Raw genomic sequence first — 26,614 nt, 5'->3', positions numbered from 1 at the left:
AGTCCCCACGTAGTCACACCCGGCAGTCACGGTCACGCGCGGAACAGATGCCGGCGGATCGCCGCGACGTTACCGAAGATCCGGACGCCGAGCACGACCACGACACCGACGGAGAGCTGACTGCCGACGCCGAGCTGATCACCGACGTAGACGATCAACGCGGACACCAGCACGTTCGAGATGAACGACACGACGAACTGCTTGTCGTCGAAGATGCCGTCCAGCTTCGCGCGCAAGCCGCCGAACACCGCGTCGAGGGCCGCGATCACCGCGATCGGCAGGTACGGCACCAGCTCCAGCGGCACCGACGGATGGAACACGATGCCCAGCAGGACACCGGCGATCAGGGCGAGTACGGCGATCATCGGCCGCCTTCCGACGGTGAGAGAGTCGGCACCGGTCCCGAGGGGACGCCGGAACCGGCCACGGACGAGGCGCCCGACGGAGCGGGCGGAGGAGTGCTCGGCGCCGCCGACCGCAGCTTCAGCTCCGGCGCGGCGTCCAGGGTGACGTTGCGGACCTTGGCGGCCTCGAACGAGATGCCGTACGTCTGCGTGAGGCTGTCGAAGAACTTGCCGGCGTACCCACTGCGGAAATCCTCGGCCAGATGATCCGGGCCGAGCGCGATCACCTCGTACGGCGTCGTCACCGGCCTCGTGTCGACCAGGATCGCCTCGCCGGCCTGCCGGATCGTCGACGTCGCGGTCAGGCGCTGCCCGTTGATCGCGATCGCCTCCGCACCGGCCGCCCACAACGCGTTCGCCGCGAGCTGCAGGTCGGTGTCCTTCACCCGGTTGTCCGTGGTGCGCTCACCGGTCACCGCGTCCATCGTCGCCGGCCCGTCGACCAGCCGGATCCGCGCCCCCGACCCGCGCACCGCGGCCAGCCCGGCCGCCGCCTCAAGATTGTCGAGCTTGGCCGTCTCGGCCCCACCCAGCTCCTGCTCGCGCAACTTCTCGACCTGGCCGGCCAGCGCATCCGCCCGGACCTGCAACTGCTCGGTCTGCTCGCGCCGGCTCTCCACCTGCTGGATCAGCGCGTCCTTGGCCTGGGTGCGGCTCGGCTCGTCGGCGACCGTCTGCTGGTAACCGATCACCAGCAGGAACCCGATCGCGACCATGGTGACCGAGGCCAGCGCCTTGGTCGCACCGCGACGGGCGCCGGTCCGGCGGTAACCGGTCGCTCGCCGGGCGGCGGCATCGGCATACCCCGGATCGAGAGGGTTTTGAAAGAGCGCGGTGAGGAAGTCGGGGCCGTAGGTGCGTTTGCCGGCCGCGGTCCCGTCCGGGTCCGGAGTCGACGACTTACCGTTCGCCGTGGCTGTCCCGGATGAACCCCCGGGCGGGGCCGGGCTCGAGGTGGCTTTGCCGAGCGTCTGCTCGGGCGGGGCCGGGCTCGAGCTGGCTTTGCCGAGCGTCTGCTCGGGCGGGGCCGGGCTCGACGTGGCTTTTCCGGATGTCTCCTCGGGCGACGCCGGACGAGTCACGGCGCGACCGCCCGGGACGGGCCCGGGTCGGCCCGATCGGCACGCAGCAGACGCGTGGCCTGGATCAGATAGAGCGCACCGGCGGCCCAGTAGAGACCCAGCGCCCACCAGGCCAGACCCCAGCCGACCGGCTGCGCCCAGCCGTCGATCGACGGCACCGCCTTCGCCAGCAGGATCACCGGGAACGCGGCGAGCAGCACGAACGTGCCGGTCTTGCCCACGTAGTGCACCGGCGGCGGCCCGTAGCCGTGCCGCCGCAGGACCAGCAGCGCGACCCCGAGCACGGCCTCACGCAGCAGCAACGCGCCGGTCAGCCACCACGGGACGACGTCGCGGATGGTGAAACCGATCAGCGTGGCCAGGATGTAGAGCCGGTCCGCGAACGGGTCGAGCAGCTCACCGAGCCGGGATACCGAGTTCATCCGGCGGGCGACGTAGCCGTCGACCCAGTCGGTGGTGCCGCCGATCGCGAGGACGATCACCGCGGCCACGTCGTGATGCGGGCCGAGCAGCAGATAGAGGAAGAGCGGGACCCCGAGCAGCCGGATGAAGCTGATCACGTTCGGAATCGTGAAGATCCGGTCGGAGGTCTCGATGGACGACGCAGGCTGCTGCGGCATCTTCCTCTCCCCCTCTAGTGCGACATGCCTGTCGCACACGCTCGCCGAGCACTATAACCACCTGCCTACCGGGTGCCGTCGCCCAGTCACGCTCGCCACACCCCCTAATGCTTCCTAGGAGGCTAGGTAAGTGGCCGGCGGCCGGGTCAGGAAGCGTTGAACAGTGGCCAGAGCGACGCCGCCATGGGGACTTCCAGCCAGGTCGTGGTGTTGATCACCCGGCCGTCCGCGATGTCCAGCACGACCAGCGAGAACGGCACGAAGCCGTCGCCGGCGGGCCGCATCTGCCAGAACGCCGGTTGCCCGGAAGCCACCACCGGCACCAGCCTGTGCCCGACGCACGCCGCCTCCGGCGCGGCCATCGCCAGCCCGATCTGCTCCCGCCCGAGCAAACCCCACGCGAACGGCGGCATCGACGTCGTCGCATCCTCGTGCAGCAGCGACACCAGCCCGGCGACGTCATGGTTCTCGAACGCCGCGCAGTACCGCGCCAGCAACTCCCGCTGCCCCGCGTCCGACGGGTCCAGCACGTCACCGGGCCGCGGCGCGACCGTCCGCAACGTGGCCCGCGCCCGCTGCAACGCGCTGGTCACCGACGCCGCCGACGTGTCCAGCAACTCTGCGACCTCGGCGGCCGACCAGGAGAGCACGTCCCGCAGGATCAGCACCGACCGCTGCCGCGCCGGTAGATGCTGCAACGCCGCCACGAACGCCAGCCGGACACTCTCCCGCCGCACCACCAGCGTCGCCGGATCCTGCGCCGGGTCGAGCACCAGCCGATCCGGGACCGGCCGCACCTCCGCCCCGGCCGGCAGCAACGCCCCGAACGGCTCCCCCGCCTTCCCCGGAACGCTCAAGTCGATCGGCAAGGCCCGCCGAGCCGCCCCGCGCAGCAGATCGAGACAGACGTTGGTCGCGATCCGGTACACCCAGGTCCGCACCGAACCGCGCGCCGCGTCATACCGGTCCGCGGCCCGCAGCGCCCGCTCGAACGTGTCCTGCACCGCGTCCTCGGCCTCGTTCCCCGCGCCGAGCATCCGATAGCAGTACCCGGTCAGCTCCGTCCGCAGCCCCGCCAGCACCTCCTCCACGCCCCGACCCTAGCCACCCCCGGCCCTCCCCGCGCCGGCAGCTCAGCCCGGCGCGGACCTCCGCGAGCCCCGCACCGAGCTGAGCACGCGACGCGACTCACCCCACCGGCTGGCTCATGGGTGCAATGAGGCACGAACAAGGCCCACGCGAAGCCGAAGGGCGGGAGGCGCGGGCCGGCGGGAAGCGGGCCGGGGGTCGCGCGGGGCCGGGCGGGACCGGGCTCACGACGTACGGGGACATCGGACCGATTAATCAGGGGCGGCACCGCCGTATCTCTTCCGGAGTGACAGCTGACCGAGGAGGACGACGATGCAGACCGACGTGCGCAGGGAGATCGCCGCGCAGCGGGCCGAGCTGGCGGAGATGCTCGCGGGGTTGACCGGCGACCAGTGGGATGCGGGCACGCTGTGCCAGGGGTGGCGGGTGCGGGAGGTGGTCGCGCACATCACGTATCCGTTCCGGACGCGCGCGCCGCGTTTCTTCCTGGATCTGGCGCGGGCCGGGGGCCGGTTCGACCGGATGGCGGATCGGGTGGCGCGGCGGGACGCGGCGGCGATGAGCACGGCCGAACTGCTGGCTCAGGTACGCGACAACGTGGAGCATCCGTGGTCGCCACCGGGTGGCGGGGCGGCCGGGGCGTTGTCGCACGACGTGATCCACGGGTTGGACATCACTCTTGCGCTGTTCCCTGAACGGTCGGTTCCGTCCGGCCGGTTGGCGGCGGTGCTCGACGGCATGTCCCCGCGGAGCATCGGCTACTTCGGCACCGATCTATCCGGCGTCCGGTTGGTCGCGACCGACCTGGAATGGTCGTTCGGCGACGGTGAACCGGTGCGCGGGAGGGGCCAGGACCTGCTGATGGTGGTCTGCGGGCGGCGACTCCCGACGGGTCTGCTGACCGGGCCGGGCGCAGGGCGGTACACCGCATGACCGACGACAAAGCGCCTGATCAGGTTGCGGGAGGTGGATTCCGTTCGGATTGGCGCGGTGCCAATTGAGGGGTCAAGCTGTGAAGCGTGCACGCTTCGAGTTTTCATCTGACCGACGTCGACGAGGCCCGGGACATCCTGCGCCGGACCTTCTACACGATGGATGTGGAGGTGCTGCGCCCCGCGGAGGACTGGACCGCGCGGTTCGCGGTCGGCGGCTGCAAGTCGATCACTCTGGGTGACCTGAATTTCGGGGTGGACGTGCGGGTGCGGGCCGGCGAGCTCGGTGCCTACCACGTGAACCTGCCGCTGACCGGCACCATGGCCTGGCATCAGGGGCGTGACGGGACGCGTCTGGCCCGGGCCGGCGTGTCCGCCGCGGTGTTCCAGCCGATCGGTGACACTGTCGTCGACAACTGGTCCGGGGACAGCCGGATCCTCGCCGTCAAGATCGGGCGCAGTGAGTTGGAGACCCAGCTGGAGCGGATGCTGGACCGTCCGCTGCGCGGTCCGGTCGACCTCGGGCCCGAGCTGGACATCTCGAGCGGGGCCGGGGCGAGCTGGGCCCGGCTGGTCGAGGTGATCACCGCCGACGCCAGCGGGCCGGACGGGCTGACCGAGCACCCGGTGATCGGCGCCCGGATGAAGGAAGCACTGGTCACCGGGCTGCTGCTGGCCACCGATCACCGCTATCGGGGGCCGCTGGACCGGCAGAGCCCGGCGCTCGCCGCTCCGGGCGCTATCCGGCGCGTCGTCGAGGCGATGCGCGCGCAGCCGGGCCGCCCGTTCACGGTGGCTGATCTGGCCGGCATCGCCGGGGTGGGTTCGAGGGCACTGCAACAGAGCTTTGCGAGGTACGTCGGTATGCCGCCGATGACCTACCTGCGTCAGGTGCGGCTGGCCCTGGTCCACGACCACCTGCGGGCTGCGGACCCGGGTGCGACGACGGTGGCCCAGGTGGCGTACCGCTACGGGTTCACGCACCTGGGCCGCTTCGCCGCCGCCTACCGCGAGCGGTACACCGTCTCGCCGTCGGAGACGCTGCGGGAGTGACCTGTCATCGACGGCCGCGCCGGGCGCGCACGTAGTCGTCGATCACGTAACGGCCCAGCTCGGCGGCGTCCGGACTGAACACCCGGCCGCCGTTGCGCCGGGCCACCGCGTCCATGAACCGTTGCAGGCCCGGGTCGTCGCCGAGCATGAACACGTTCATCGTGGCCCCGTACCGCGTCAGCAGGTCGACCTCGCGCACGGTGGCCTGGACCGTCTCCTGCAGGGGCGGCCACCAGAACGTCGCCTCGCCGTCGTCCTCCAGGTGCGCGGTCGGCTCACCGTCGGTGACGACCAGGACGACCGGCTCGGCGCCCGGGTGCCGCCGCAGGTGCCGGCCGGCCAGTTTCAGGGCGTGCTGCAGGTTCGTGCCCTTCTCCATGGTCGGTTCGATCGCGGCGAGCTCGCCCTGGGAGAGCGACATCGCATACTTCCCGAAGCCGATGATCTGCAACGCGTCCTGCGGATACTTCGTCGCGACCAGGTGCGACAACGCGAGGGCGGTCTGTTTCATCGGGCCCCAGCGGCCGTCGGCGAACATCGAGTAGGACAGGTCGACGCAGAGGGCGACCACCGCCGACGCGCGCCGCTCGGTCTCGGCGACCTCGAAGTCCTCCGGCTCCAGCCGCACCGGCAGGGTGGCCGTGCCGCGCGAGCCGGCCCGGCGGCGGACCGCGTTGCCGAGTGTGCGGACCACGTCGAGCGGCTGGTCGTCGCCGAACTCCCAGCGCCGGGACGAGCCGATCAGGTCACCGGCCGCACCCGCGTCGCGCATGTCGTGCTCGCCCCGCTTGCCTTCCGTGATGTCGCGGAAAATCGCTGAGAGCGCAGTCCGGCCGAGCCGGCGCAGCGCTTTCGGCGACAGGGTGAGCCCCTCGTCGTCGCGCTGGACCCAGCCCTGCCGGCGCAACTCGCGTTCCAGCTCACGCAGCCGGCGCAGGTCGTCGGCGGCGGACCGGCCGAGCTGCCGTTCCACCGCCTCCACGTCGACGTCGTCGAGGGTGGCGCCGGGATGTTCCTGACCGAGCTGATCGATCAGCCCGTCCAGGTCACCGATCTCGCCGAGGGCCTCGGCCGCGTCGCCGTAGCCCAGGTCCTCCCCGCCCCGCATCCGCTCGCCGCGACCCCAGTTCATGCCGGGGCGCAGCGCCTTCAGGTTGTCGGTCAACTCGGCGAGCTGCCCCCGGAGCGGGCCGTCGCCGAGCGCCTGATCCATCAGGTTCTGCAGTTCCTCGCGCTGTTGCGGGCTCAGCGACCGCATCAGGCGTTCGGCCGCCGCGGCCTGGCGGGCCAGGGAGTCGATCAGCTCGTCGATGTTCTGCGGATCGTCCGGGAAGAACCTGCCGTGCTTGTCCATGAAGTCACGGAAGGCGTCGTCGGTGTCCTCGCCGCGGGCGTGTTTCTCCAGCAGCTGGTTGAGGTCGCCGACCATGGCCGACACTTCCGAGAAGTCACCGTTCTGCAGGGCGTTGCGCATGCCGGCGAAGCGCTGCTCGACGACCTCGCGCTTCAGTCCGTCGAGGATCTGCTGGTAGATGTCACGAGCTTCCGGCGACGCCCAGTTGTACTCGGACAGTTCCGAGATCGCCTGAGACGTCGACCGGGGCAGGTTGTCCAGGACGGCCTCGTTGAAGCGGGCATCCATGTCGTCGCGGGCGCGCAACGTGTCCCGCTCGGTGGCCAGGGCCTGGTCGAGCATCTGCTGGGCCCGGGTGACCGCGCCGTCCAGATTGCCCCGGCGCAGCGCGTCCCGCCGGAGCCGTCGCGCCCGGTCGCGCAGGCTGTCCAGCCCCCGGCCGTCGCGCGGACCGCGCCGGATCAGGTCACGCAGCGCGTCGCGCAGGCTGTCGCCCTGCATGACGCGCTCACCCATCTCGTCGACGGCCGCACGCACGTCATACGGCGGGGCGAGCGGGTCGGGCCCGTCCCGCCACGCGCCGTACCGAAAGACGTTACGAGCCATCGTCAGCTCCCGTAGATGGTGCGGCCGTCGTCGGTCAGCTCCTTCGCCAGCCGGCGGGTCAGATGCAGGCCCTCCAGGACGAACTCGATGCCCGAGGCGGCCTGACCCTGGCTCGGGGCGTCGCCGAGGCCGAGCCGTTCCAGGACCTTGGCCAGGCCCGGGACCGTGCCGATCTGGGTGAGCAGCTCCTCCGCACTGACCAGGTCACCGGTCTCGATGATCGCGCCCTCGGCGACCAGGTCGGTGAAGCCGGACAGGTCGAGACCGGCGAGCCGGGCCCGGAACGTCTCGGCGGTCGCGACGCGCAGCAGGTGACCGAGGATCTCGGTCTCCCGCCCCTCCTCCCCGCTCTCGAACTCCACCTTGCCCCGCAGCGTGGACGTGACCGAGACGGTGTCGCAGATGCGGGCCACCGCCTCGCGCTCGCCGCGCAGCCCGGCCCGGCGCAGCGCGGACGCCGCCACGGTCTCGGCCGCGGCGATCGAGAAGCGCGCGGAGACGCCGGAGCGCGAGTCCACCGACGAGGACTCGCGGACCGCCCGCGTGTAGCGCGCGATCACGTCGATCAGGTGCTCGGGGACGGCCGCGACCAGCGCCGCCTCCTGCCGGACCAGGGCCGTCTCCAATTCCAGGTCGACCGGGTAGTGGGTGCGGATCTCGGCGCCGAACCGGTCCTTGAGCGGGGTGATGATCCGGCCCCGGTTGGTGTAGTCCTCCGGGTTGGCCGAGGCGACCAGCAGGACGTCGAGCGGCAGGCGCAGCTGGTAGCCGCGGACCTGGATGTCCCGCTCCTCCAGCACGTTGAGCAGCGACACCTGGATGCGCTCGGCCAGGTCGGGCAGCTCGTTGACGGCGAAGATGCCCCGGTTGGTGCGCGGGACGAGACCGAAATGGATCGTTTCCGGGTCGCCCAGGGCGCGCCCCTCGGCGACCTTGATCGGGTCGACGTCGCCGATCAGGTCACCGACGCTGGTGTCGGGGGTGGCGAGTTTCTCGCCATACCGCTCCGACCGGTGCAGCCAGGAGATCGGCAGCAGGTCGCCGGCCTCGGCGGCCAGCCGGCGGATCGCCGGGGTGAGCGGGTGGTAGGGATGTTCGTGCAGCTCGGAGCCGGTGATGTAGGGCGTCCACTCGTCCAGCAGCCCGGTCAGGGCGCGGATCAGGCGGGTCTTGCCCTGGCCGCGCTCACCGAGCAGGACCATGTCGTGGCCGGCGAGCAGCGCCCGCTCGACCTCGGGCAGCACGGTGTCGTCATAGCCGACGATGCCGGGGAAGCGGGTCTCGCCGGTGCGTAACTTGTGGAGCAGGTTGTCGCGCAGCTCCTCCTTGACGGTGCGGAACTCGTGCCCGGAGGCTCGCAGCTCGCCCAGGGTGCGCGGCAGGTCGGCGGGAGTTTCGAGGATGATCGCGGTAGAACCCTCTGTCACCGCTGGAACGCTACTCCGCAGACCTGACAACCGGCGACTGTGATCGGGAACGCGGCCAGAGCCGCGGGATTGGCTTTTGCCCCCGGCCGCGGCCGCGCGGGACGCTTCGTTCCATGATTTCGAGGTACGCGGCATTCACCGACACCCCGTCCGGAGGCAACCCCGCGGGCGTGGTCCTCGACGCCTCCGCCCTGACCGACGCCCGCATGCTGGAGATCGCGGCCGAGCTGGGCTATTCCGAGACAGCGTTCGTGACCGAGCGGGACGGTGACCGTCTCCGGGTGCGCTACTTCAGCCCGCTGACCGAGATCCCGTTCTGCGGTCACGCGACGGTCGCCACCGCGGTCGCGCTGGGCCCGGGCGACCACCTCTTCGTGACGAACGCCGGGGAGGTTCCCGTGACGGTCGACACGCAGGGGGTGGCCACGCTGACGAGCGTCCCGCCGGCGGTCTCCGCGCTTCCCGAGGCTGAGCTCGGGGCGCTGCTCGGCGCGCTGCGCTGGGACTCCGGCGATCTGGACCCGGCGCTTGCGCCCCGGGTCGCGTACGCCGGTGCGTACCATCCGATCCTGGCCGTGACCAGCCGCAAGCGCCTGGCGGACCTGGATTACGACGTGCCGGCGCTGAAGTCCCTGATGACCGAGCACGGCTGGACGACGGTCCAGCTGGTGTTCCGCGACAGCGCGGACACGTTCGACGTGCGGGACCCGTTCCCGATCGGCGGCGTCTACGAGGACCCGGCGACCGGCGCGGCGGCCGCGGCGCTCGGCGGTTACCTGCGCGAGCTGGGCCTGGTCGCCGGCGACGCGACGCTGCACCTGCGGCAGGGTGACGACCTGGGGCGGCCGAGCCGGATCACGGTGCGCCTGGTCGCCGGGGAGCCGGGCGTCCGGGTCAGCGGGACGGCGGTGCCGATCAGTTGAGGACCATCCCGTCCTGGAAACGGTTCCAGGTGCCCTTGCCCTGATGCTTGGAGGCGTACATCGCCATGTCGGCGTCGTGGAGCAGCGTGCGCACGTCGTCGCTCTCCTCGGCGCAGGCGATGCCGATGCTGGCGTTCGCGAAGACCGCGAGGTCACCGACGTCGACCGGCTCCTTCATCGAGCGCAGGATCCGCTGGGCGGTCTGCTCGGCGTCGCGGACCGTGCAGTCGCGCAGCAGCACCGCGAACTCGTCGCCGCCGAGCCGCGCCACCAGGTCACCGGAGCGCACCGACTGGCGCAGCTTCTCGGCCACCCCGGCGAGCAGCAGGTCACCGGCCTGGTGACCGTGGGTGTCGTTGACCGCCTTGAAGCCGTCGAGGTCGACCAGCAGCAGCGCGACGCTGCCCGGCCGGGCCTCGGCCTTCTCCAGGGCGGTGGTGGTCTCCTCGCGGAAGTGCGCGCGGTTGGCCAGCCCGGTCAGCTCGTCGTAGAGCGCCTGGTGCCGCAGCCGCTGCTCGTGCTCGCGCAGCTCGGTCAGCGTGGTGTCGAGCTGGTCGATCAGCCGGGTGTTGTCGTGGAACGCGGCGAGCTGCCGGGCCACGACCAGCGCGATGATCGCCCCGAAGCCGGCCACCACACCCCAGAGCTGGGCGTCGGTGCGCCCCTGGTTGTGCGGCAGGACGTAGAGCAGCGTCACGAAGACGACCACGATCGAGCCGTACGGCAGCAGGCTGTACGGCCGGCGCCGCCGCGCCCCGAACGCGGTCTCGTCGAACCGGGCGATGATTTCCTGCGTGCGCGGCCCCATCGCGATCAGCAGCGACGGGAGCAGCCGGACCAGGTAGACGTAGGGCGGCAGGGATTCGCCGGCCGAGGGCGGCGCCACGAACAGACCCACGCTGTTCACCACCGCCGAGACGATCATCGGGATCGCGGCCGCCTTGTTCATCGGCGCGTTCCCGGACAGGACCAGCTTGACCGCGGCGAACGACGAGGTCAGCACGACCGCGCCGGCCGCGAGTGAGCCGACCAGACTGGTGTTGGCGTCCTGGTGCGCCGAGTCGACGGCGAAGCACCAGGCCACCACCCCACCACCGACCAGGACCGTCGCCGAGTCGAGCCAGAAGGCGAGCGACTCGCGGCGGGTCCGGTTCGGGTGCGGGTGGATCAGCATCCCGATGATGATCAGTGAGAGGCCGACGGCGAAGCAGGCGGACTGGACCGTGCCCCCGCCCGTCGACCACTGGTCCTGGCGGGTCATCGACAGCGCCGCCTGCACGGTGTCACCGATGGTGAAAAGCACCGCTCCGCAGGCCATCAGCCGCCAGAAACGGCGCATCGGGTGCTTCGCGACCCGGAACACCTGCCACGACGACCAGGCCAGCAGCAGGTCCAGCGGCGGTTGGAAGATCCAGAACAGGCGTACCTGCGTGTTCGCGCCGTCGACGCTGAACAGCAGCACCCCGGCGAGCACGGTCCAGGTGATCGCGGCCAGCATCGCCGGGTCACGGCGCCATGCTTGCCACGCTTCTCGCCCGTACGCCAGCCTTGTCACGAAGAGGTGATCGGCGGGTGACCGCCCGTCATGAAGGTTTCAGCGTGCCGGATGCGTAGGATGTCACCCCGATGAGCGCCACACTGATCGCCCGGGACCTCGCCGCTGGGCACGGCGACCACAACCTCTTCACCGGGCTGGACCTGGTGGTCGCGCCCGGCGACGTGATCGGCCTGGTGGGCGTGAACGGTGCGGGCAAGACCACGCTCCTGCGTACCCTCGCCGGAATCCTGCCCGCCGAGGGCGGGACCGTCTCGCTGAGCCCGCCCACCGCGAACATCGGCTACCTGCCGCAGGAACGGGAGCGGCGCGCCGGGGAGACCGTGCGGGAGTTCCTGGCCCGGCGCACCGGCGTCGCCGACGCGCAGACCGCGATGGACGCGGCCGCCGAGGAACTGGCCACGGGCACGGACGGCGCCGACGACCGGTACGCGGTCGCGCTGGAACGCTGGCTCGACCTCGGTGGCGCCGATCTCGACGAACGCGCCGAACCCCTGGCGGCCGAGTTCGCGATCGACCTGGACCTGCCGATGACGGCGCTCTCCGGTGGCCAGGCGGCCCGGGCCGGCATGGCGTCGCTGCTGCTCAGCCGCTACGACGTGTACCTGCTCGACGAGCCGACCAACGACCTCGACCTGGACGGGCTGGCACGCCTGGAGAGCTTCGTGACGGGGCTGCGCGCCGGCGTGATGGTGGTCAGCCACGACCGGGAGTTCCTCACCCGTACCGTGAACAAGGTCCTTGAACTGGATCTTCATCAGAACCAGATCCGGTTGTACGGCGGGGGCTACGGCTCCTACCTCGAAGAGCGCGAGCGGGCGCGGGCCCATGCCCGTGACCATTTCGAGGAGTACTCCGACAAGAAGGAAGACCTGCTGGAACGCGCCCGCATGCAGCGCGCGTGGATGGACAAGGGCGTGCGCAACGCCCGCCGCAAGGCCCCCGACAACGACAAGATCGCCAAGAGTCATCGGGGCGAGACCAGCGAGAAACAGGCCGCCAAGGCCCGCCAGACCGAGAAGATGATCGAGCGGCTGGAGGTGGTCGAGGAGCCCCGCAAGGAGTGGGAACTCCGGATGGAGATCGCCGTCGCGCCGCGCGCCGGGGCCGTGGTGGCCACGCTGCGTGACGCCGTGGTCGAGCGCGGGTCGTTCGCGCTCGGGCCGGTCACCCTGCAGATCGACTGGGGCGACCGGGTGGCGATCACCGGGGCCAACGGCGCCGGGAAGTCCACGCTGCTCGCGGCGCTGCTCGGCCGCCTGCCGCTGGACGCGGGCACCCAGCACCTCGGCCCGGGCGTGGTCGTCGGCGAGGTCGACCAGGCCCGCGGACTGTTCCTCGGCTCGGTGCCGCTGGTCCGCGCGTTCGGCGACGCCGTGCCCGACTGGCCCGACGCCGACGTCCGCACGCTGCTCGCCAAGTTCGGCCTCAAGTCGGCGCACGTGACCCGGCCCGCCGAGTCGCTCTCCCCCGGCGAACGGACCCGCGCCGCGCTCGCCCTGCTCCAGGCCCGCGGGGTCAACCTGCTCGTCCTCGACGAGCCGACCAACCACCTGGACCTGCCGGCGATCGAACAGCTGGAGTCGGCGCTGTCGTCCTACACCGGTACCCTGCTCCTGGTCACTCACGACCGCCGGATGCTCTCCGCGGTCGACACGAACCGCCACCTCGAGGTGGCCGACGGCAAGGTCACCGGCTGAACATGAGCACGATCATCACCTTCTACACCGCCGCCGACGACGCCGCCGCGGAGGATCAGGGCCCCGGCCGGGACAAGGTCGTCTTCGGGAACTTCGACGTCTTCGCCAGCCTCGAGGAGTGGGAAAGTCTGCTGCTCGACCGCTCGATGGACGACGTCGACGGGCCGGAACAGGTCAACGACGAGGAGTCGCCGATCATCCTCGGCTTCCTGCCGCGGCTGACCAAGGCGCTCGCGGCGGCGAACCCGGCGGCGCTGGCCGACCTCACCCGGCGCTGGGTGGCCGCCCGCGCTCAGGACGGCGAGACGCTCGACCCGGCGCAGGCCCGCAAGATCATCGACGCGGTGGCGGCGCTGGCGCGATCCCGCCGCAAGCTCTACTGCCAGGTCGCCTGACCGCTCACCCGGGCAGCGCGGCGGCGCGCCCCGGACACCGGGGCAGCGCGGCGCTTTGCTGCGTTCCGCCCGGAACTTCGATCAAGCCGCCGGCGGCGTCAACGCGGGGCTGAGCGGGCTCTCGGTGCCGGTGCGGTCCACGGCGCTCAGGCAGTACGTGCTGTTCGCGGCCGGGTGCGGGTCGGCGATCTCGGCGCCGGTGCGACCGGTGGCGACCAGCGCGGCCGGCCCGCCGGTGGTGCGGTACAGCGCCCAGTTCGTCGTGGCCACGCCGCTCTGCGTGAAGACCAGTTTCCCGGTGGCGTCCTTGCGGGCCGCGGTCAGCTGCGGGGTCGCCGGCGTGGCGGTGGCGGCGTGCCGGGCCAGGCGGGGCAGCAACGCCGGCGACGCGTAGTGCGCCTTGCGGTACCGGGTGACCGCACCCTGCTTGTCGCCACGGACCTGGGCGGCGCTGAAATGGATCTCGCCCTGCACGCCGTACTGCCGGTTGAGGGTCATCTCCTGATCGAGCATCGCGGGTCTGCTCCAGTCGCCCTTCTCACCGACCCGATAGTCGGCCATGCCGATGTAGAGCTGGACGTTCGTGCCCTTCATCAGGGTCGTCCACCATTTCAGCAGGGTGGTGTAATCGGCCTTGTCGAAGCCGATCGTCCAGTACAACTGGGGCGCGATGTAGTCCAGCCAGCCGTTCTGCACCCATTTCCGGGTGTCGGCGTAAATGGTGTCGTAGCTTTCCAGGCCGCTGGTGGCCGAGCCTTGCGGATCGGTGGTCCGGTTACGCCAGATGCCGAACGGGCTGATCCCGAAACTGACCCACGGCTTGATCTGCTGGATGCGCTCGTGCATCTCGCGGACCAGGGTGTTCACGTTCTCCCGGCGCCAGTCGGCCTTGGCTTTCCCGGCACCGTACTTCGCGAACGAGGCGGCGTCCGGGAAGTCCTCCCCGCTGCCTTCCGGGTACGGGTAGAAGAAGTCGTCGAAGTGCACGCCGTCGACGTCGTACTTCTGGACCGCTTCGAGCATCGAGTCCTCGACGAACTTGCGGGCCTCGGGGATTCCCGGGTCGAAGTAGAAACGGCCGGTCTTGCCGCTCGGATAGGCGATCCGCCATTCCGGGTGCAGGCGCAGCGGGTGGTTCGGCGCGAGTTTGGCCGCATCGGTGCCGACACCGCCGCCGGGGGCCGGCTGCGTTCCGCGGTACGGGTTGAACCACGCATGGAACTGCAGGCCGCGCGCGTGTGCCTCGGTGACCATGAACGCCATCGGGTCCCACCCGGGTGACCGTCCGTCGAAGCGGCCGGTGAGCCAGTTCGACCAGGGTGCGTAGTCGGAGGGCCAGAACGCGTCGCCACTGGGTCGTACGTGCACGAAGATCGCGTTGTGGTTCTGCGCGACCGCCACGTCGAGCCACCCCAGGTACTCGGCCTTGACCTGCGCCTCGCTCAGTCCTGGTTTGCTCGGGAAGTCCAGGTTGTAGACCGTGGTCAGCCACATGCCGCGCAGTTCCCGGGTCGCCTGGGCGGGCTGCCCGGCGCACTGACCGGTCGTCCCGGCGGGCGCGGCGGCCGGCGCGGCGAACGTGTCGCCCTTGATCGCCGGCGCCGCGGAGGCCTGGTAGAACGCCGCCCGGACCAGTCCCGCGCCGATCGCCAGCGCGGCGATCAGGACGACCGACAGGAGCAGCCCGAGGCGGAGACGTTGAACCCCGGTCACAGCACCGACCGGTAGACGTCGAGGGTGTCCTCGGCTATCCGCGCCCAGCTGAAGTGCTCGACCGCCCGGCGGCGACCGGCCTTGCCCATCTGCTCGGCCAGCTGCGGGTCGTTGAGCACCCGGGTGAGCGTGGCGGCCAGGTCGGCGACGAACTTCTCCGGGTGGACCGGGGTGCCGGTGCCGTCCTCGACCTGCTCGATCGGGACGAGCAGGCCGGTCTCGCCGTCGGCGACGACCTCCGGGATGCCGCCGGTGGCGGTGGCGACCACCGCGGTCTCGCAGGCCATCGCCTCCAGGTTGACGATGCCCATCGGCTCGTAGATCGACGGGCAGACGAAAACGGTGGCGTGCGTGAGGACCTGGATGACTTCCTGCTTGGGCAGCATCTCCTGCACCCAGACGACGCCCTGCGGGTCGCGGACGGCCCGCAGCTCGTCGGCCAGCGACGTCACCTCGGCGGCGATCTCCGGCGTGTCCGGCGCCCCGGCCAGGAGGATGATCTGCGCCTCGGACGGCAGGTCCCGGCAGGCGCGCATCAGGTACGGCAGGCCCTTCTGCCGGGTGATGCGCCCGACGAAGACCACGCTCGGCCGGTTGCGGTCGATCCCGAGCCGGTCGACCACGTCGGTGCCCTGATCCGGGGCGTACAGCTCGGTGTCGATCCCGTTGTAGACCACCTGGATCTTGTCAGGATTCACCGAGGGGTACGCCTTCAGCACGTCCCGCCGCATCCCGGCGCTCACCGCGATGATCGCGTCGGCGTTCTCGATCGCGGTCCGCTCGCAGAAGGAGGACAGCGCATACCCACCGCCGAGCTGCTCGGCCTTCCACGGCCGCAGCGGCTCCAGGCTGTGCGTGGTCATCACGTGCGGGATGCCGTGCAGCAGTTTCGCGGTGTGGCCGGCGAAGTTCGCGTACCAGGTGTGGCTGTGCACGATGCTCGACCCCGCGCAGCCGTCGGCCATCGCGAGATTCACCCCCATGGTGCGCAGCGCGGCGTTGGCCCCGGCCAGCTCGGCCGGCTCCGGGTACGCGGTCACGCCCTCCTCCGAGCGGGGTGCGCCGAAGCAGTGCACCCGCACGTCGGCCAGGCGTCGCAGGTCCCTGGTCAAATATTCCAGGTGCACGCCGGCGCCGCCGTAGACGTCCGGCGGGTATTCACGGGTCAGAAGGTCCACACGCAGAGCCACGCCCCGCACAATAGCCGACCGCAACCGTTCACGACCGGGTCCCGCACCCCGCCCGCAACCGCCCGCGGCTGCAATGTCCGAGTGCTCAACAGGCGACCGGCGTGGCAGTACGCCCTGATCATCGGCGGGGTGGCGGTCACCGCCGCCCACCTGTTCGCCGCGTGGCCGGTGTTCGTGGCGGTGCAGGCCGCCGGTCTGGTGATCACGGTCCGGGTGCGTTCCGGGCCGGGCTGGTGGGTACTGACCACGGCGCGGGCGGCCGCCCTGTCGTCGATCCTGTGGTGGTCGGTGGGCCCGGTCCCGCCGACGAACACCCTGAGCGGGCTCGTCCTCGTCCCGCAGTACGCGCTCTTCGGCGTCGCCGCGCTCCTGCTGACCCGCCGGCGGCGGCTGCCCGGCAGTCTGGCCGAGCTCGGCGTCGAGGCCGGCGCGGTGGTCGTCGGGCTGGCGATGCTGGCCTGGTCGTTCGTGGTGCTGCCGTACCTGGACGCGCCGGGGTACCAGCAGGTCGACAACGCGCTCGCCTCGCTCTACGCCGTGGTCGACCTGGCGCTGCTGGCCACCGCGCTGCGCGGGCTGGCCCACCCCTGGCGGGCACCGTCGCGCCTGCTCGGCGCGTCCGGCCTGGCGATGCTCGGCGCGCATCTGTGGTACGCGGCCACCAACGGCACCGGGCCCGGCCCGTTCCTGCCGGGCGGCGGATCGTTCCTGTTCATCCAGTACGCCGGGGTCCTCGCCGCCGCGGCCGCGCTGCACCCGGACGCGGCCCGGCTCGGCACCCATGACCACGGCGGCGACCGGATCAGCCGGGGCCGGCTGGCCGCGATCGTGACGATTGCGATCGTCGCGCCGCTGCTGCCCCTGTTCGCCACCCGGCACAGCGCCGCCGGCTGGGTTCCGGCGCTGCTCACCGCCACGCTCTGCGGGCTGCTGGTACTCCGGGTCTGGCTGCTGGCCCGGATCGCCCGGCGGCACGCCCGGGACTCCGACCGGCAGGCTGCCGCGCTGCGCGTCGCGGTCGACGAGCAGGCCGCGCTGCAGCGGCGCCTGCAGTACCGGGCCGGGCACGACGCGCTGACCGGCCTGGCCAACCGGGAGCTGCTGCTCGAACAGCTGAGCGGGCCGGCCGTCCGGGACCGGGTGCACAGCCTGGTGCTGTGCTCGCTGGACGGGTTCAAGGCGGTCAACGACACCTACGGGCATCCGGTCGGCGACGAGGTGCTGCGCCGGCTCGCCGGGCGGCTGTTGCTCTTCGCGCCCGAGGTGGCGCTGGTGGCGCGGCTGGGCGGGGACGAGTTCGGGCTGCTGCTGACCGACCCCGCGGCGGGCGCCGAACTGGCCGCCCGGGTGCTGGACACCGTGTCCGGGGCGCCCGTGGTCGTCGACGACCGGCGGATCCGGCTGACCGCGAGTGCGGGACTGGCCACGGCCGTACCGGGAAATCCGCCGTCGGCCGTGCTCGGTGACGCGGACCTCGCCCTGCGCAAGGCCAAACGAGCCGGCGGAGCCGCGCTCGCGCTCTTCGACGAGTCGCTGCGGGCCGAGCAGACCGAGCGCGCCCGGACCACCGCCGGCCTGCGCGAGGCGCTCGCCGACGGGTCGCTGTTCCTGCACTACCAGCCGGTGGTGGACCCGGTGTCGGGCCGGATGACCGGGGTGGAGGCGCTGATGCGCTGGCGCCGCGGCGACGAGCTGGTCCCGCCGGCGGTGTTCATCCCGGTCGCCGAGCAGAGCGGGCTGATCGGCGAGCTCGGCACGTACGCGCTGCGGCTGGCCTGTACCCGGGCCCGGGACTGGTTCCGGCGTGAGGGCGTCTACGTGACCGTGAACGTCTCCACCCACCAGCTGCGCGACCCGTCGTTCGCGGACACCGTGCTCGCGATCCTCGCCGAGACGTCGATGCCGGGCGCGGGCCTGGTCCTGGAGATCACCGAGTCGGTACTGATCGACACGGCGGACACCGCGGTGCTGGTCCGGCTGCGCGAGCACGGGATCCGGATCGCGATCGACGACTTCGGCACAGGGTACTCGTCGCTTGCCTACCTGCGGCGGCTGCCGGTGGACATCCTCAAGATCGACCGCTCGTTCATCGACGACGCCAGCATCACCCGGGCGATCCTCGAACTGGCCCGCAGCCAGGACCTGATCACGGTCGCCGAGGGCGTGGAGACGGCCACCCAGGCGGCGCAGCTGCGGGAGATGCGCTGCGATCTGGTCCAGGGCTATCATTTCGGACGGCCGGCCGACCCGGAGATCATCGAGTTGCTGATCCGAGAGAGCCACGCCACGCTCGCTTGACCAAACTTCGGTCTGCTTTGGGTGGCGAACGGCCACCCGGGACATTAGCGTCCTTGCCATGGCTGTCAAGGTGCTTGCGATCGTTCTGGCCGGTGGAGAAGGCAAGCGCCTGATGCCCCTGACTGCGGACCGGGCCAAGCCCGGTGTCCCGTTCGGCGGCATCTATCGCATGATCGACTTCGTTCTCTCCAATCTCGCCAACGCCGGCTATCTCAAGATCGTCGTGCTGACGCAGTACAAGTCCCATTCGCTCGACCGGCACATCTCCAAGACGTGGCGGATGTCCACGCTGCTCGGCAACTACGTCACCCCGGTGCCGGCCCAGCAGCGGCTCGGCCCGCGCTGGTTCGCCGGCTCGGCCGATGCCATCTACCAGAGCCTCAACCTGATCAACGACGAGTCGCCGGACTACGTGATCGTCTTCGGTGCCGACCACATCTACCGCATGGACCCGAAGCAGATGGTCAACGACCACATCGCCTCGGGCGCCGCGGTCACGGTCGCCGGCATCCGGCAGCCGCTGTCGCTGGCCGACCAGTTCGGCGTGATCGAGGTCGGTCCGGACGGTAAGAAGATCCAGGCCTTCCGGGAGAAGCCGCGCGACGCCAAGGGTCTCGCCGACTCCCCCGACGAGGTGTACGCGTCGATGGGCAACTACGTGTTCACCACCCGCGCGCTGTGCGAGGCGGTCAGCCTGGACGCGCAGAATCCGGACAGCAAGCACGACATGGGCGGCAACATCATCCCGATGCTGGTCGAGCGGGGCGAGGCGAACGTCTACGACTTCCGCGACAACGACGTGCCCGGCGCGACCGACCGCGACCGTGGTTACTGGCGGGACGTGGGCACGCTCGACTCGTTCTACGAGGCCCACATGGACCTGATCGCCACGCTGCCGATCTTCAACCTCTACAACCACGACTGGCCGATCTTCACGAACTACGGCTCGTGGCCGCCGGCCAAGTTCGTCCACGGCTACGACGACCGGCAGGGCCGCGCGATCGAGTCGATGATCTCCCCCGGGGTGGTCGTCTCCGGCGCCCTCGTCGAGCGTTCGATCATCTCGCCGAACGTGCGGGTCAACTCGTGGGCGCACGTGGAGGGCGCGGTGCTGATGGAGGGTGTCTCGGTCGGCCGTCGCTCGGTCATCCGCAACGCCATCATCGACAAGAACGTGACCATTCCGGAGGGTGCGCAGATCGGCGTCGATCTCGATCGGGACCGCAAGCTCTACACGGTCAGCGACAACGGCGTCGTCGTCATCGGGAAAGGCCAACGGGTCGAGCTGTAACGACGATCATCGACGGGCCGATCGACTAAACGTCGGATGGACGATAACTCCGATCGGCCCGTAGCATCCCTTATCGTCAGCTCGACGATAAGGATCAGCATGCCACCGCCGTACCAGCGAACCGGCGAGCAAGCACCTGCCGCCGCGCCACCTTTCCCGGAAGACCCGACCACCGCGACGCGGCACCTGTGCGCAGCGGCCTACCTCGACGAGGAGTTCCGCGAGACCGCCCTCCGGGAGGTCTACCACCAGCCGCGCCGGGCCGTCGCCCCGTCACACGGCTTCCATCTCATCCCGGTCCTGGCCCACTGTCTGCACGCCCGGTCGATCGCCATCTGGCGTGACGGCGTCATCACGGCCACGCTCCTGATCATGCTGTGCGCCGCGAGCGGCCCCACGATCACCCTGATCGGCCTGCTCATCGCGTTCCATGCGGTGGTCGCCACGGCCCGCCTGGCCCGCGACGTGGTGCGGGGCATGCGCACCGGCACCTCGATCGATCTCGGCGCGCTCGCCGGCCGGACCCTTCTGCTCACGATCGCCTGGACCGCCGCCGGCCTGATCTTCTTCCTCGGCGCGTTCCAGCAGTTCGCCGACCTCGCCGGATCGGCGCTCACCGGCGGTAGCACCCGTGCGGTGGAAACCATGATCACCAACTTCGCCGCCGTGTTCGCCCTCGGCCTGCTGTTCTTCGGCATCGCGGTCGGCTGGTCGCTGTGGCGCCGGCACCAACTGGACGGCCTGGGCCCCCGGCAGATCCCGTCCGTACCCAAGAACACCCAACGGCTGCAGGAGATCGTGGCCCAGCAGCAGGGCAACACGGCGATCTACGGCGATTTCGATCCGTTCGTCGGCGCCGGCGATCTGGTCGGCACGTGGGGTTTCGCGCAGCGTCTGGTGCGGCCCCCGTCCGATGACGTGGCCGAGGCTCTCGTCGGTGACGGCGCCCGCCACGCCGCCACCGACGGCCGCCGCGCTGCGAGCGAGGGCGAGCGGGAGTTCGACGTCGTCCCGTTCGCCGCCGGTGAGCTGATCGACCACCTCCGCACGCACCTGACCGACCTGAGCATGTATCGCCCGAACGACGGCCGCGGATACCCCGGGCCGGAAGACCTGCTGGGCACCCTGACCGTGACCGACCGGGTCTATCTGGCCGGCACCGAGGTCGCCGACCTCAACCCGCTCCTGCCTGCGGAGACCGTCGCCGGGGTCATCCGTTTCCCGACCACGCCGGCCCGGCACCATCTGGACTGCCAGGTCGTGTCCTGGGGCGGTGAGCTGGTCACCACGGTCCACGTCCACGTCGCCGTGCAGGGCCGCTCGCTCTATCTCGAAGTGAGCACCACCGCGCTGCTGCCGACCGCCGACGTCTACCGTCAGGTCTCCACGGTCGACGGGACCGGGCCGGTCGCCTGGTGGCGGGCCCTGCGATGGGCCGTGGTGAACACCCCGGCCACGGTCGGCCGGGCGCCGCGCAACGTCGCCCGCGCCCTGGCCACCGCGGCTTTCACCGGCGGCGGCAACCCGATGCGGCGGGGCCTGAACCGCGGCGCGCTCATCAGCGTCCGCGAGCTGGGCACCCGGCTCGACGGCGCGCGCAATTTCACGCAGTACCTGGACATCGTCAAGTACCGGAACCTGATCGAGCGCCGCGTGCAGGCCGCCACCCTCGACTTCCTGGAGAGCCGGGGCGTGGACACCACCGAGTACCGCAACCGGGTCAACAACTGGAACATCGGCGGCAGCGTCTACGGCGGCCAGAACAACCAGTACACCAACCCGATCGGTGGCGACTCGAAGACGGGTGGGGACAAGTCATGAGCGGCATCAACGTCCGCGGCAGCGTCTACGGCGGCTCGAACAATCGATACGACAACCCGGTCGGCGGCGATCAGATCACCGTGCACCAGGCCCGGACCGCCGACGGGCCCGGCGGCGCCGAGAAGGCCGACATCGGCGTGCTGACGGTCCTGGAGCAGGAGACCCGGGCCGTGGTCGAGGCTCTCAAGTCCCTCTCCGGCTTCCGCACCGTCCTGCTGCCCTCCGGCGCCACCGCCTACGAGGCCCACCTCACCACCCCGCACGGCCGCCCCCTGCGGATCGCCGCGATGCAGATCCTGGCACCCGGCCTGACCACGGCCGCGCTCGACCATCGCACCCTGGTCGAGCGCTACTCCCCCGGTTTCGTGCTGCTGGTCGGCATCGCCGGGGGCATCTCCGACAAGCTGCGGATCGGTGACGTGGTCATCTCCGACGAGATCATCTCGTACGACGCCCGCAAGGAGACCCCGGACGGGGTGCGCCGCCGGGGTCAGGCCCAGACGGTCGCGGCCCAGCTCGGCCACCGGCTCAACACGTTCCGCACCGCGACCGGCGCCGACCTGACCGGCCCGGACGGTGTACCTTTCCGGACACACGTCGGCCCGATCGGCTCCGGCAACGCGGTGGTCACCGACGCCCGGTCGGAGATCCGCACCTGGCTGCGATCGTTCCACGACAAGGTGCTGGCGGTGGAGACCGAGGCAGCCGGGGTCGCGGCCGCGTTCCACCAGGACCCCGGGCCGTACGGGTGGCTCACCGTCCGCGGCATCTCCGACCTGGCCGACGTCAGCAAGCCGAAGGACGACGCGTTCCACGATCTGGCGTCCCGGCACGCCGCGACGGTGATGCTGGCGCTCGCCCCCTACCTCGTACGCGAATGAAATAATCTCCACGAAGTGATCGCTCGGCCGCATCTCACCGTCGGACTCGCCGTGGACCTGGTGGTTCTCACCGTCCGGGACACGCGGCTCGAGGTGCTGCTCATCGAACGGGGTGTCGAGCCGTTCCGGGGACGGCTCGCACTGCCCGGCGGTTTCCTGCGCGAGGGCGAGGATCTGCTCGACGCCGCCGTCCGGGAACTGGCCGAGGAGACCGGGATCCGCGGGATCGATCCTTGTCTGGAGCAGGTGCGCACCTACGCCGCGCCGGACCGGGATCCGCGGGGCCGGATCGCCACGGTCGCGCACCTGGCCATTCTGCCCGATCTGCCGGCGCCGACCGCCGGGACCGACGCGGCCGGCGCCCGCTGGGAGCCGGTCCGCGCGGGGAGTCCCGGGCTGGCCTTCGACCACGACACGATCCTGGTCGACGCGGTCGAGCAGGCCCGCCGTCGCCTGGAGAACACGCCGCTGGCCGCTCAGTTCTGCCGGCCCGAGTTCACCATCGCCGAGCTGCGCGCGGTCTACGAGGCGGTGTGGGGCGTCGCGCTGGATCCGCGCAACTTCCACCGCAAGGTGACCGGTCTGCCCGGTTTCGTGGTGCCGACCGGCGAGATGCGCAGCCCGCACACCGGCCGCCCGGCCGCCGTCTACCGCCGAGGCCCCGCGACCGCGCTGAACCCGCCCCTGCAACGTCCGGCTTGACCCTCGACCTGGTCGAGGCCGCACGCTGAGCCGATGTTGACGATCGAAGACCTCACCCCGATGGTGCGTACGTCGTGGGCCCGCGACACCTGCGACCCCCACGACCTGCCCGTCTGGACGCCGCGGAACCCGTCCCGCGGGCAGTGCGGCGTGACCGCGCTGGTCGTGCAGGAACTGCTGGGCGGCGACCTGGTGCTCGGGGAGGTGCTGGTCGGTGGGGCCACGGTCGGGCACCACTGGTGGAACCGGCTGCCCGACGGCCGGGAGGTCGACCTCACCGCCGGCCAGTTCCGCCCGGAGGAGATCGTCACGGGCGCGGAACTGCATGCGCCACCGGTGGACGGGCCGCGCCGGATCAGGGCGCAGTGGAAGTTGTTCCGGGGCCGGGTGCTGACCGCGCTCGCTGATCAGGAACGGTCGCGCAAGGTCACCGACGGGGAGATGCCGAACCGCGCCCGGTAGGCCCCGGCGAAGCGCCCCAGATGCGTGAACCCCCAGCGGTACGCGACCTCGCTGACACTGGCGGTGCCGGGATCGGCGCGGGTCAACTCGGCGTGCACACCGTCCAGCCGCAGGCGGCGCAGGTAGGTCATCGGCGACATCCCGACGTGCTGACGGAACGCGTCCTGCAGGACCCGCACCCCGACACCGGCGATCGCCGCGAGATCCTTCGACGTGTACGCCCGGGCCGGGTCGGCGTGCATCGCGTCGAGCGCGCGTTTCACGGTCCGCGGACGGTACGGCCCCGGCAGCCCGGCCGGCTCCTCGCCGTACGGATGCTCGACCGTCAACGCCAGCCCGCTGACCACCATGTCGCGCCAGCGGGCGGCCATCCGGGGCTGGCTGGCCAGGCCGTCCGTCCCGCGCAGCTCGGCGAGCAGCAGCCGGACCAGCGCCACCCACGTGCGCCCGGGGCCGTCGGCCAGGTCGAAACTGGCGCCGAGCAGCAGCGGGGAGACGATTCGCTGGTCGAGAGCGGCGTCGAGTTCGCGTTCGAGGGCGGCGCGTTCGACTTTCACGCTGAGCAGCCGGCACGAGCCGGGCCACTCCAGCTCGATGTCCCCGGTCGGCCGGAAGACCGCGGCCCGGGTCGGGTCGGCGAGCACCATCGTGCCGTGATGCCGGGAGCGCAGCACCCCGGTCAGCGGGACCAGCACGTGGTACGCCGTCTCGAGGCCGGCGATGGTGACCCGGATGTCGGTGCCGTAGCCGACCTCGCCGACCGTGATCGGCCCGAGCTCCACCACGTCGGCGCTGAAGTCGAACCGGCCGGGGTCACCGACCGGTTCGATCCGCAGTGGTGCGTAGTAGAGCTTGCGGCAGAACGCGCGGGCCTCTTCCACGTCGGTGGTGTGCAGCGCGACGTGGACCGGAACGTCGACCGGGAGGCCCCCCATCGCTCCACCCTAGACGGTGAGGAGCGTCCTTCCGGGTACGGCGTTCTCCGGCCAGGCGAACTGGGCGACCGCGCCACCCCGCACGTCCACCTCGGTCAGCGGTTCCTCGCCGTCGGCCCAGATCGCGTACCGGCCCTCGGGGAGGTTGTCGATGACCACGCAGTACGTCACGCCGCCGCGCACGTACCGGGCCCGCACCGCGGCGTGCTGCCGCTGATCCGGGGCGCCGGCCGGACTGATCTCGATCTCGTGCCCGTGGAACCTGGCCGAGGTGTCGATGATCAGCGCGCCGATCGTCCCACCGATGTTCAGCATCACGGTCCCCTGTCCCGAGGGCGCCAGGGTGTGGTGGTGATGCGTGTGTCCGTGATGATGACCGTGACTCATGAGGGCACCGAGAATCCGTCGAAGGGCGTACCGAGGTAGGGGAACTTCTTCAGCAGGCCGGAGCTGACGTTCTTGATGCTCAGGCCCTGCTCGACCAGGGCGGCCGCGGCGTCCGGCTTGAACTCCTTGTCGACCAGCGGCAGGGTCACACCGGCGATGGCCCGCAGCGAGATGGAGACCACGTCGTCGGCGATCCGGCGCCCGTTCGGGAAGCCCTGGATGTCACCGCCGACCACGCCGAACGCGTTGGGCTTGGCCGCCGGCGGGATGGCGGTGTTCAGCCGCAGCACGTCGGCCTGCACCTTGCCGGTGTTGTTCTGGAAGCCGTCGATCAGGCCGCTCGGGATGCCGGTGAGCAGGATCGCCAGCAGGTCGGCCCGGTCCTTCTTGAGCTTGTTCCGCGCGGCCAGGTTGTCGAACAGGCCCGGGTAGAGCACCGGCAGCAGCCCGCCGAGTTCCGGGGTCGCGACGAACTCGGCGAACCGCTTGTCCTCGCTCGGGGGCAGGCTGTTCCACTTGTCCTTCTGCGCCATCGGGACGATGACCTCGTTGAACAGCGGGTTGCCGAGCCGGGAGACCTGGACCTGCGGGCCCACGTAGACGTCGTCGGCCTTGCCGTCGCCGTTGCGGACCTGCACCTGGCGGCGGCTCGCCGACGTCCAGATGCCGATCACCGCGCCGGCGTCGGACGCCTTCACGCGCTTCTTGCCGTCGCGGCGGACCATGTCCAGCGGGACCTGGATCGCGATGCTGTGCACGTTGGTCTGGTCGGTCGCGTTGACCGCCTTGCCGGCGTAGTTGAACAGCTTCTGGCCGACCAGGTGCTTGTCCTGGAACGGGCGCAGCGTGCCCAGGTCGAAGATCGCGCCCAGGTCGACGAAGAACGCGTCGGCGCGCTGGCCGGCGAAGACCGTCTCGCGGCTCTTCAGCTTGTGCACGGCGTCGGCGGCGAGCCCCTCGTAGTCGGCGATGGAGATCTTGCCGACGTTGCAGGGCGGGCAGGGCAGCTTCTTGGCCAGCACCGTCTGCTTGCCGTGGCTGTCGACCTTGGTCACCGAGTAGAACTGCCGCCGGTTCCAGTTCTCACTGTCCAGCGACTCGATCGGGCCGGTGTTGTACAGGAACGTCTTGTCGTTGCGCAGCTCGGTCGTGAACCGGAACTGGTACGTGATGTCCGGGCGGGCGTCGCCGTTCGCGTCGATGTGGATCTCGTACAGCACGTCGTCACCGAACTCGAAGAAGTTCGGGCCACTCGCCGGAATCTGCAGCGGGACGTAGTTCGCGATGATGGTGACCGTGTCCGGGGCGTCAGGGCTGACGAACGCGTACAGGTCAGAACTGTCGGCGACCGGGTCCTTGCTGATTTCCGGCGCTTCGCGGTGAGAAGACATTGTTAGGTGTTCCTCCGGGTCAGCGAGCGGCCTTGAGCAGCTGGGCAACGAGTTTCTTGTCGGTCACGGTCTTCTTCTTCTCACCGGAGAAGATGTCGATCTCGCCCTTCTTGGCGTCACGAACGGAGATGACCAGGGCGGATCCGTCCGAGGACGACGTGGTCTCGTTCTCCGAGGCGAGGCTGAGCCCGGCGACCGAGGCTGCTGACACGCCGACACCTGCGGCGGTCAGCGCGAGCATCCGGCGGCGGTTGAACCGCGGGAACGCCTGGGCACGGTAGCGACTACGACTCATGCTGGGCCTTTCGTCTGTTGGGGGCCGGACGGGCGTTGCATTGTTGTCGACGCCGGTGATTACGGGACTGGAGATCCAGGAGTTCAAACATTTTTTCCAGGCACCTCT

The 26,614-nt window shown here is 70.7% G+C and carries 24 protein-coding genes; 11 read left to right on the top strand and 13 right to left on the bottom strand.

Annotated elements, in window-relative coordinates:
- Positions 1-32: 32 nt before the first annotated feature.
- The 4 genes from ACH442_RS06020 to ACH442_RS06005 all read right to left on the bottom strand — a co-directional run bounded on the left by ACH442_RS06020 (position 33) and on the right by ACH442_RS06005 (position 3,197).
- Positions 33-365, bottom strand: a complete 333-nt coding sequence (locus ACH442_RS06020) for a small basic family protein (RefSeq protein ID WP_203738020.1) — start codon at positions 363-365, stop codon at positions 33-35.
- Positions 362-1,486 carry a DUF881 domain-containing protein gene (locus ACH442_RS06015; RefSeq protein ID WP_396336810.1) on the bottom strand — a complete coding sequence of 375 codons (1,125 nt, stop codon included), beginning with the start codon at positions 1,484-1,486 and terminating at the stop codon, positions 362-364. The genes ACH442_RS06020 and ACH442_RS06015 overlap by 4 nt, the downstream gene beginning before the upstream one ends.
- Entirely contained in the window at positions 1,483-2,106 is a 624-nt protein-coding gene (locus ACH442_RS06010; RefSeq protein WP_396336809.1) for a CDP-alcohol phosphatidyltransferase family protein, read from the bottom strand. Before ACH442_RS06010 ends, ACH442_RS06015 begins: the two co-directional genes overlap by 4 nt.
- Before the next feature lie 146 nt (positions 2,107-2,252).
- Positions 2,253-3,197 carry an RNA polymerase subunit sigma-70 gene (locus tag ACH442_RS06005; RefSeq protein WP_396336808.1) on the bottom strand — a complete coding sequence of 315 codons (945 nt, stop codon included), beginning with the start codon at positions 3,195-3,197 and terminating at the stop codon, positions 2,253-2,255.
- Positions 3,198-3,507: 310 nt separating this feature from the next.
- Between ACH442_RS06005 and ACH442_RS06000 the strand changes: the two genes are divergently transcribed.
- Together ACH442_RS06000 and ACH442_RS05995 are read left to right on the top strand one after the other, a co-directional pair.
- Entirely contained in the window at positions 3,508-4,128 is a 621-nt protein-coding gene (locus tag ACH442_RS06000; RefSeq protein ID WP_396336807.1) for a maleylpyruvate isomerase family mycothiol-dependent enzyme, read from the top strand.
- A gap of 86 nt (positions 4,129-4,214) precedes the next feature.
- Entirely contained in the window at positions 4,215-5,180 is a 966-nt protein-coding gene (locus ACH442_RS05995) for an AraC family transcriptional regulator (protein ID WP_396336805.1), read from the top strand.
- A 4-nt stretch (positions 5,181-5,184) separates the two neighbouring features.
- Here the strand turns inward: ACH442_RS05995 and ACH442_RS05990 are convergent, their stop codons facing one another.
- A complete protein-coding gene (locus ACH442_RS05990) occupies positions 5,185-7,140 on the bottom strand; it encodes a VWA domain-containing protein (protein ID WP_396336803.1) in 1,956 nt (651 codons plus the stop codon).
- Between the two features lie 2 nt (positions 7,141-7,142).
- Positions 7,143-8,567, bottom strand: coding sequence for a sigma 54-interacting transcriptional regulator (locus ACH442_RS05985; protein WP_396336802.1), 1,425 nt, complete (start codon positions 8,565-8,567; stop codon positions 7,143-7,145).
- Positions 8,568-8,680: 113 nt separating this feature from the next.
- Here ACH442_RS05985 and ACH442_RS05980 point away from each other — a divergent pair, with 113 nt between their 5' ends.
- A complete protein-coding gene (locus ACH442_RS05980) occupies positions 8,681-9,490 on the top strand; it encodes a PhzF family phenazine biosynthesis protein (RefSeq protein WP_396336801.1) in 810 nt (269 codons plus the stop codon).
- Here ACH442_RS05980 and ACH442_RS05975 read toward each other — a convergent pair.
- Positions 9,483-11,045, bottom strand: coding sequence for a diguanylate cyclase domain-containing protein (locus ACH442_RS05975; RefSeq protein WP_396336800.1), 1,563 nt, complete (start codon positions 11,043-11,045; stop codon positions 9,483-9,485). The genes ACH442_RS05980 and ACH442_RS05975 overlap by 8 nt on opposite strands.
- Before the next feature lie 71 nt (positions 11,046-11,116).
- Between ACH442_RS05975 and ACH442_RS05970 the strand changes: the two genes are divergently transcribed.
- Positions 11,117-12,745 carry an ABC-F family ATP-binding cassette domain-containing protein gene (locus tag ACH442_RS05970; protein ID WP_396336799.1) on the top strand — a complete coding sequence of 543 codons (1,629 nt, stop codon included), beginning with the start codon at positions 11,117-11,119 and terminating at the stop codon, positions 12,743-12,745.
- Between the two features lie 2 nt (positions 12,746-12,747).
- A complete protein-coding gene (locus ACH442_RS05965; protein WP_396336798.1) occupies positions 12,748-13,140 on the top strand; it encodes a hypothetical protein in 393 nt (130 codons plus the stop codon).
- Between the two features lie 81 nt (positions 13,141-13,221).
- Here ACH442_RS05965 and ACH442_RS05960 read toward each other — a convergent pair whose 3' ends face one another.
- Positions 13,222-14,853, bottom strand: a complete 1,632-nt coding sequence (locus tag ACH442_RS05960) for a glycoside hydrolase family 10 protein (RefSeq protein WP_396336797.1) — start codon at positions 14,851-14,853, stop codon at positions 13,222-13,224.
- Positions 14,850-16,043 (bottom strand): glycogen synthase, encoded by a 1,194-nt coding sequence (gene glgA, locus ACH442_RS05955; RefSeq protein ID WP_396336796.1) that lies wholly within the window; start codon positions 16,041-16,043, stop codon positions 14,850-14,852. The genes ACH442_RS05960 and glgA overlap by 4 nt, the downstream gene beginning before the upstream one ends.
- Before the next feature lie 81 nt (positions 16,044-16,124).
- On the opposite strand from glgA, the gene ACH442_RS05950 reads away from it, so the two are divergent.
- From ACH442_RS05950 to ACH442_RS05925, 6 genes are all read left to right on the top strand, one after another.
- Complete coding sequence (locus tag ACH442_RS05950) at positions 16,125-18,341, top strand: putative bifunctional diguanylate cyclase/phosphodiesterase (RefSeq protein ID WP_396336795.1); 2,217 nt, start codon at positions 16,125-16,127, stop codon at positions 18,339-18,341.
- A gap of 58 nt (positions 18,342-18,399) precedes the next feature.
- Positions 18,400-19,632: a glucose-1-phosphate adenylyltransferase gene (gene glgC / locus ACH442_RS05945; RefSeq protein ID WP_396336794.1), complete on the top strand. Its 1,233-nt coding sequence runs from the start codon at positions 18,400-18,402 to the stop codon at positions 19,630-19,632.
- 99 nt (positions 19,633-19,731) lie between these two features.
- Positions 19,732-21,453, top strand: coding sequence for a hypothetical protein (locus ACH442_RS05940; RefSeq protein WP_396336793.1), 1,722 nt, complete (start codon positions 19,732-19,734; stop codon positions 21,451-21,453).
- Positions 21,450-22,334: a hypothetical protein gene (locus ACH442_RS05935; protein ID WP_396336792.1), complete on the top strand. Its 885-nt coding sequence runs from the start codon at positions 21,450-21,452 to the stop codon at positions 22,332-22,334. Before ACH442_RS05940 ends, ACH442_RS05935 begins: the two co-directional genes overlap by 4 nt.
- Positions 22,335-22,349: 15 nt before the next feature.
- Complete coding sequence (locus ACH442_RS05930; protein ID WP_396336791.1) at positions 22,350-23,036, top strand: NUDIX hydrolase; 687 nt, start codon at positions 22,350-22,352, stop codon at positions 23,034-23,036.
- A gap of 33 nt (positions 23,037-23,069) precedes the next feature.
- On the top strand, positions 23,070-23,498 hold the full coding sequence (locus tag ACH442_RS05925) for a hypothetical protein (protein WP_396336790.1): 429 nt from the start codon (positions 23,070-23,072) through the stop codon (positions 23,496-23,498).
- Here the strand turns inward: ACH442_RS05925 and ACH442_RS05920 are convergent.
- From ACH442_RS05920 to ACH442_RS05905, 4 genes are all read right to left on the bottom strand, one after another.
- Positions 23,444-24,433 carry an AraC family transcriptional regulator gene (locus tag ACH442_RS05920; protein WP_396336789.1) on the bottom strand — a complete coding sequence of 330 codons (990 nt, stop codon included), beginning with the start codon at positions 24,431-24,433 and terminating at the stop codon, positions 23,444-23,446. The two genes, ACH442_RS05925 and ACH442_RS05920, sit on opposite strands and share 55 nt — an antisense overlap.
- A 9-nt stretch (positions 24,434-24,442) precedes the next feature.
- Positions 24,443-24,748, bottom strand: coding sequence for a phospholipase (locus tag ACH442_RS05915; RefSeq protein ID WP_396336788.1), 306 nt, complete (start codon positions 24,746-24,748; stop codon positions 24,443-24,445).
- A gap of 68 nt (positions 24,749-24,816) precedes the next feature.
- A complete protein-coding gene (locus ACH442_RS05910; RefSeq protein WP_396336787.1) occupies positions 24,817-26,211 on the bottom strand; it encodes a DUF4331 domain-containing protein in 1,395 nt (464 codons plus the stop codon).
- Between the two features lie 19 nt (positions 26,212-26,230).
- The gene (locus ACH442_RS05905) at positions 26,231-26,506 is read right to left on the bottom strand and encodes a hypothetical protein (protein ID WP_396336786.1); all 276 of its coding nucleotides are present in this window, start codon (positions 26,504-26,506) and stop codon (positions 26,231-26,233) included.
- Positions 26,507-26,614: the final 108 nt, after the last annotated feature.

The sequence above is a fragment of the Actinoplanes sp. NPDC020271 genome, assembly GCF_044388125.1.
GTDB lineage: Bacteria > Actinomycetota > Actinomycetes > Mycobacteriales > Micromonosporaceae > Actinoplanes.
The sequence above is the reverse complement of the archived record's forward strand: the minus strand, read 5'-3'. Positions and strand labels throughout refer to the sequence as shown.

Coding starts and splice junctions, on each gene's coding strand:
- glgC (WP_396336794.1), top strand. CDS start 18,400: ATGGCTGTCAAGGTGCTTGCGATCGTTCTGGCCGGTGGAGAAGGCAAG.
- ACH442_RS06010 (WP_396336809.1), bottom strand. CDS start 2,106: ATGCCGCAGCAGCCTGCGTCGTCCATCGAGACCTCCGACCGGATCTTC.
- ACH442_RS05940 (WP_396336793.1), top strand. CDS start 19,732: ATGCCACCGCCGTACCAGCGAACCGGCGAGCAAGCACCTGCCGCCGCG.
- ACH442_RS06020 (WP_203738020.1), bottom strand. CDS start 365: ATGATCGCCGTACTCGCCCTGATCGCCGGTGTCCTGCTGGGCATCGTG.
- ACH442_RS05925 (WP_396336790.1), top strand. CDS start 23,070: ATGTTGACGATCGAAGACCTCACCCCGATGGTGCGTACGTCGTGGGCC.
- ACH442_RS05915 (WP_396336788.1), bottom strand. CDS start 24,748: ATGCTGAACATCGGTGGGACGATCGGCGCGCTGATCATCGACACCTCG.
- ACH442_RS05965 (WP_396336798.1), top strand. CDS start 12,748: ATGAGCACGATCATCACCTTCTACACCGCCGCCGACGACGCCGCCGCG.
- ACH442_RS06000 (WP_396336807.1), top strand. CDS start 3,508: ATGCAGACCGACGTGCGCAGGGAGATCGCCGCGCAGCGGGCCGAGCTG.
- ACH442_RS05910 (WP_396336787.1), bottom strand. CDS start 26,211: ATGTCTTCTCACCGCGAAGCGCCGGAAATCAGCAAGGACCCGGTCGCC.
- ACH442_RS05990 (WP_396336803.1), bottom strand. CDS start 7,140: ATGGCTCGTAACGTCTTTCGGTACGGCGCGTGGCGGGACGGGCCCGAC.
- ACH442_RS05935 (WP_396336792.1), top strand. CDS start 21,450: ATGAGCGGCATCAACGTCCGCGGCAGCGTCTACGGCGGCTCGAACAAT.
- ACH442_RS05920 (WP_396336789.1), bottom strand. CDS start 24,433: ATGGGGGGCCTCCCGGTCGACGTTCCGGTCCACGTCGCGCTGCACACC.
- ACH442_RS05970 (WP_396336799.1), top strand. CDS start 11,117: ATGAGCGCCACACTGATCGCCCGGGACCTCGCCGCTGGGCACGGCGAC.
- ACH442_RS05905 (WP_396336786.1), bottom strand. CDS start 26,506: ATGAGTCGTAGTCGCTACCGTGCCCAGGCGTTCCCGCGGTTCAACCGC.
- ACH442_RS05980 (WP_396336801.1), top strand. CDS start 8,681: ATGATTTCGAGGTACGCGGCATTCACCGACACCCCGTCCGGAGGCAAC.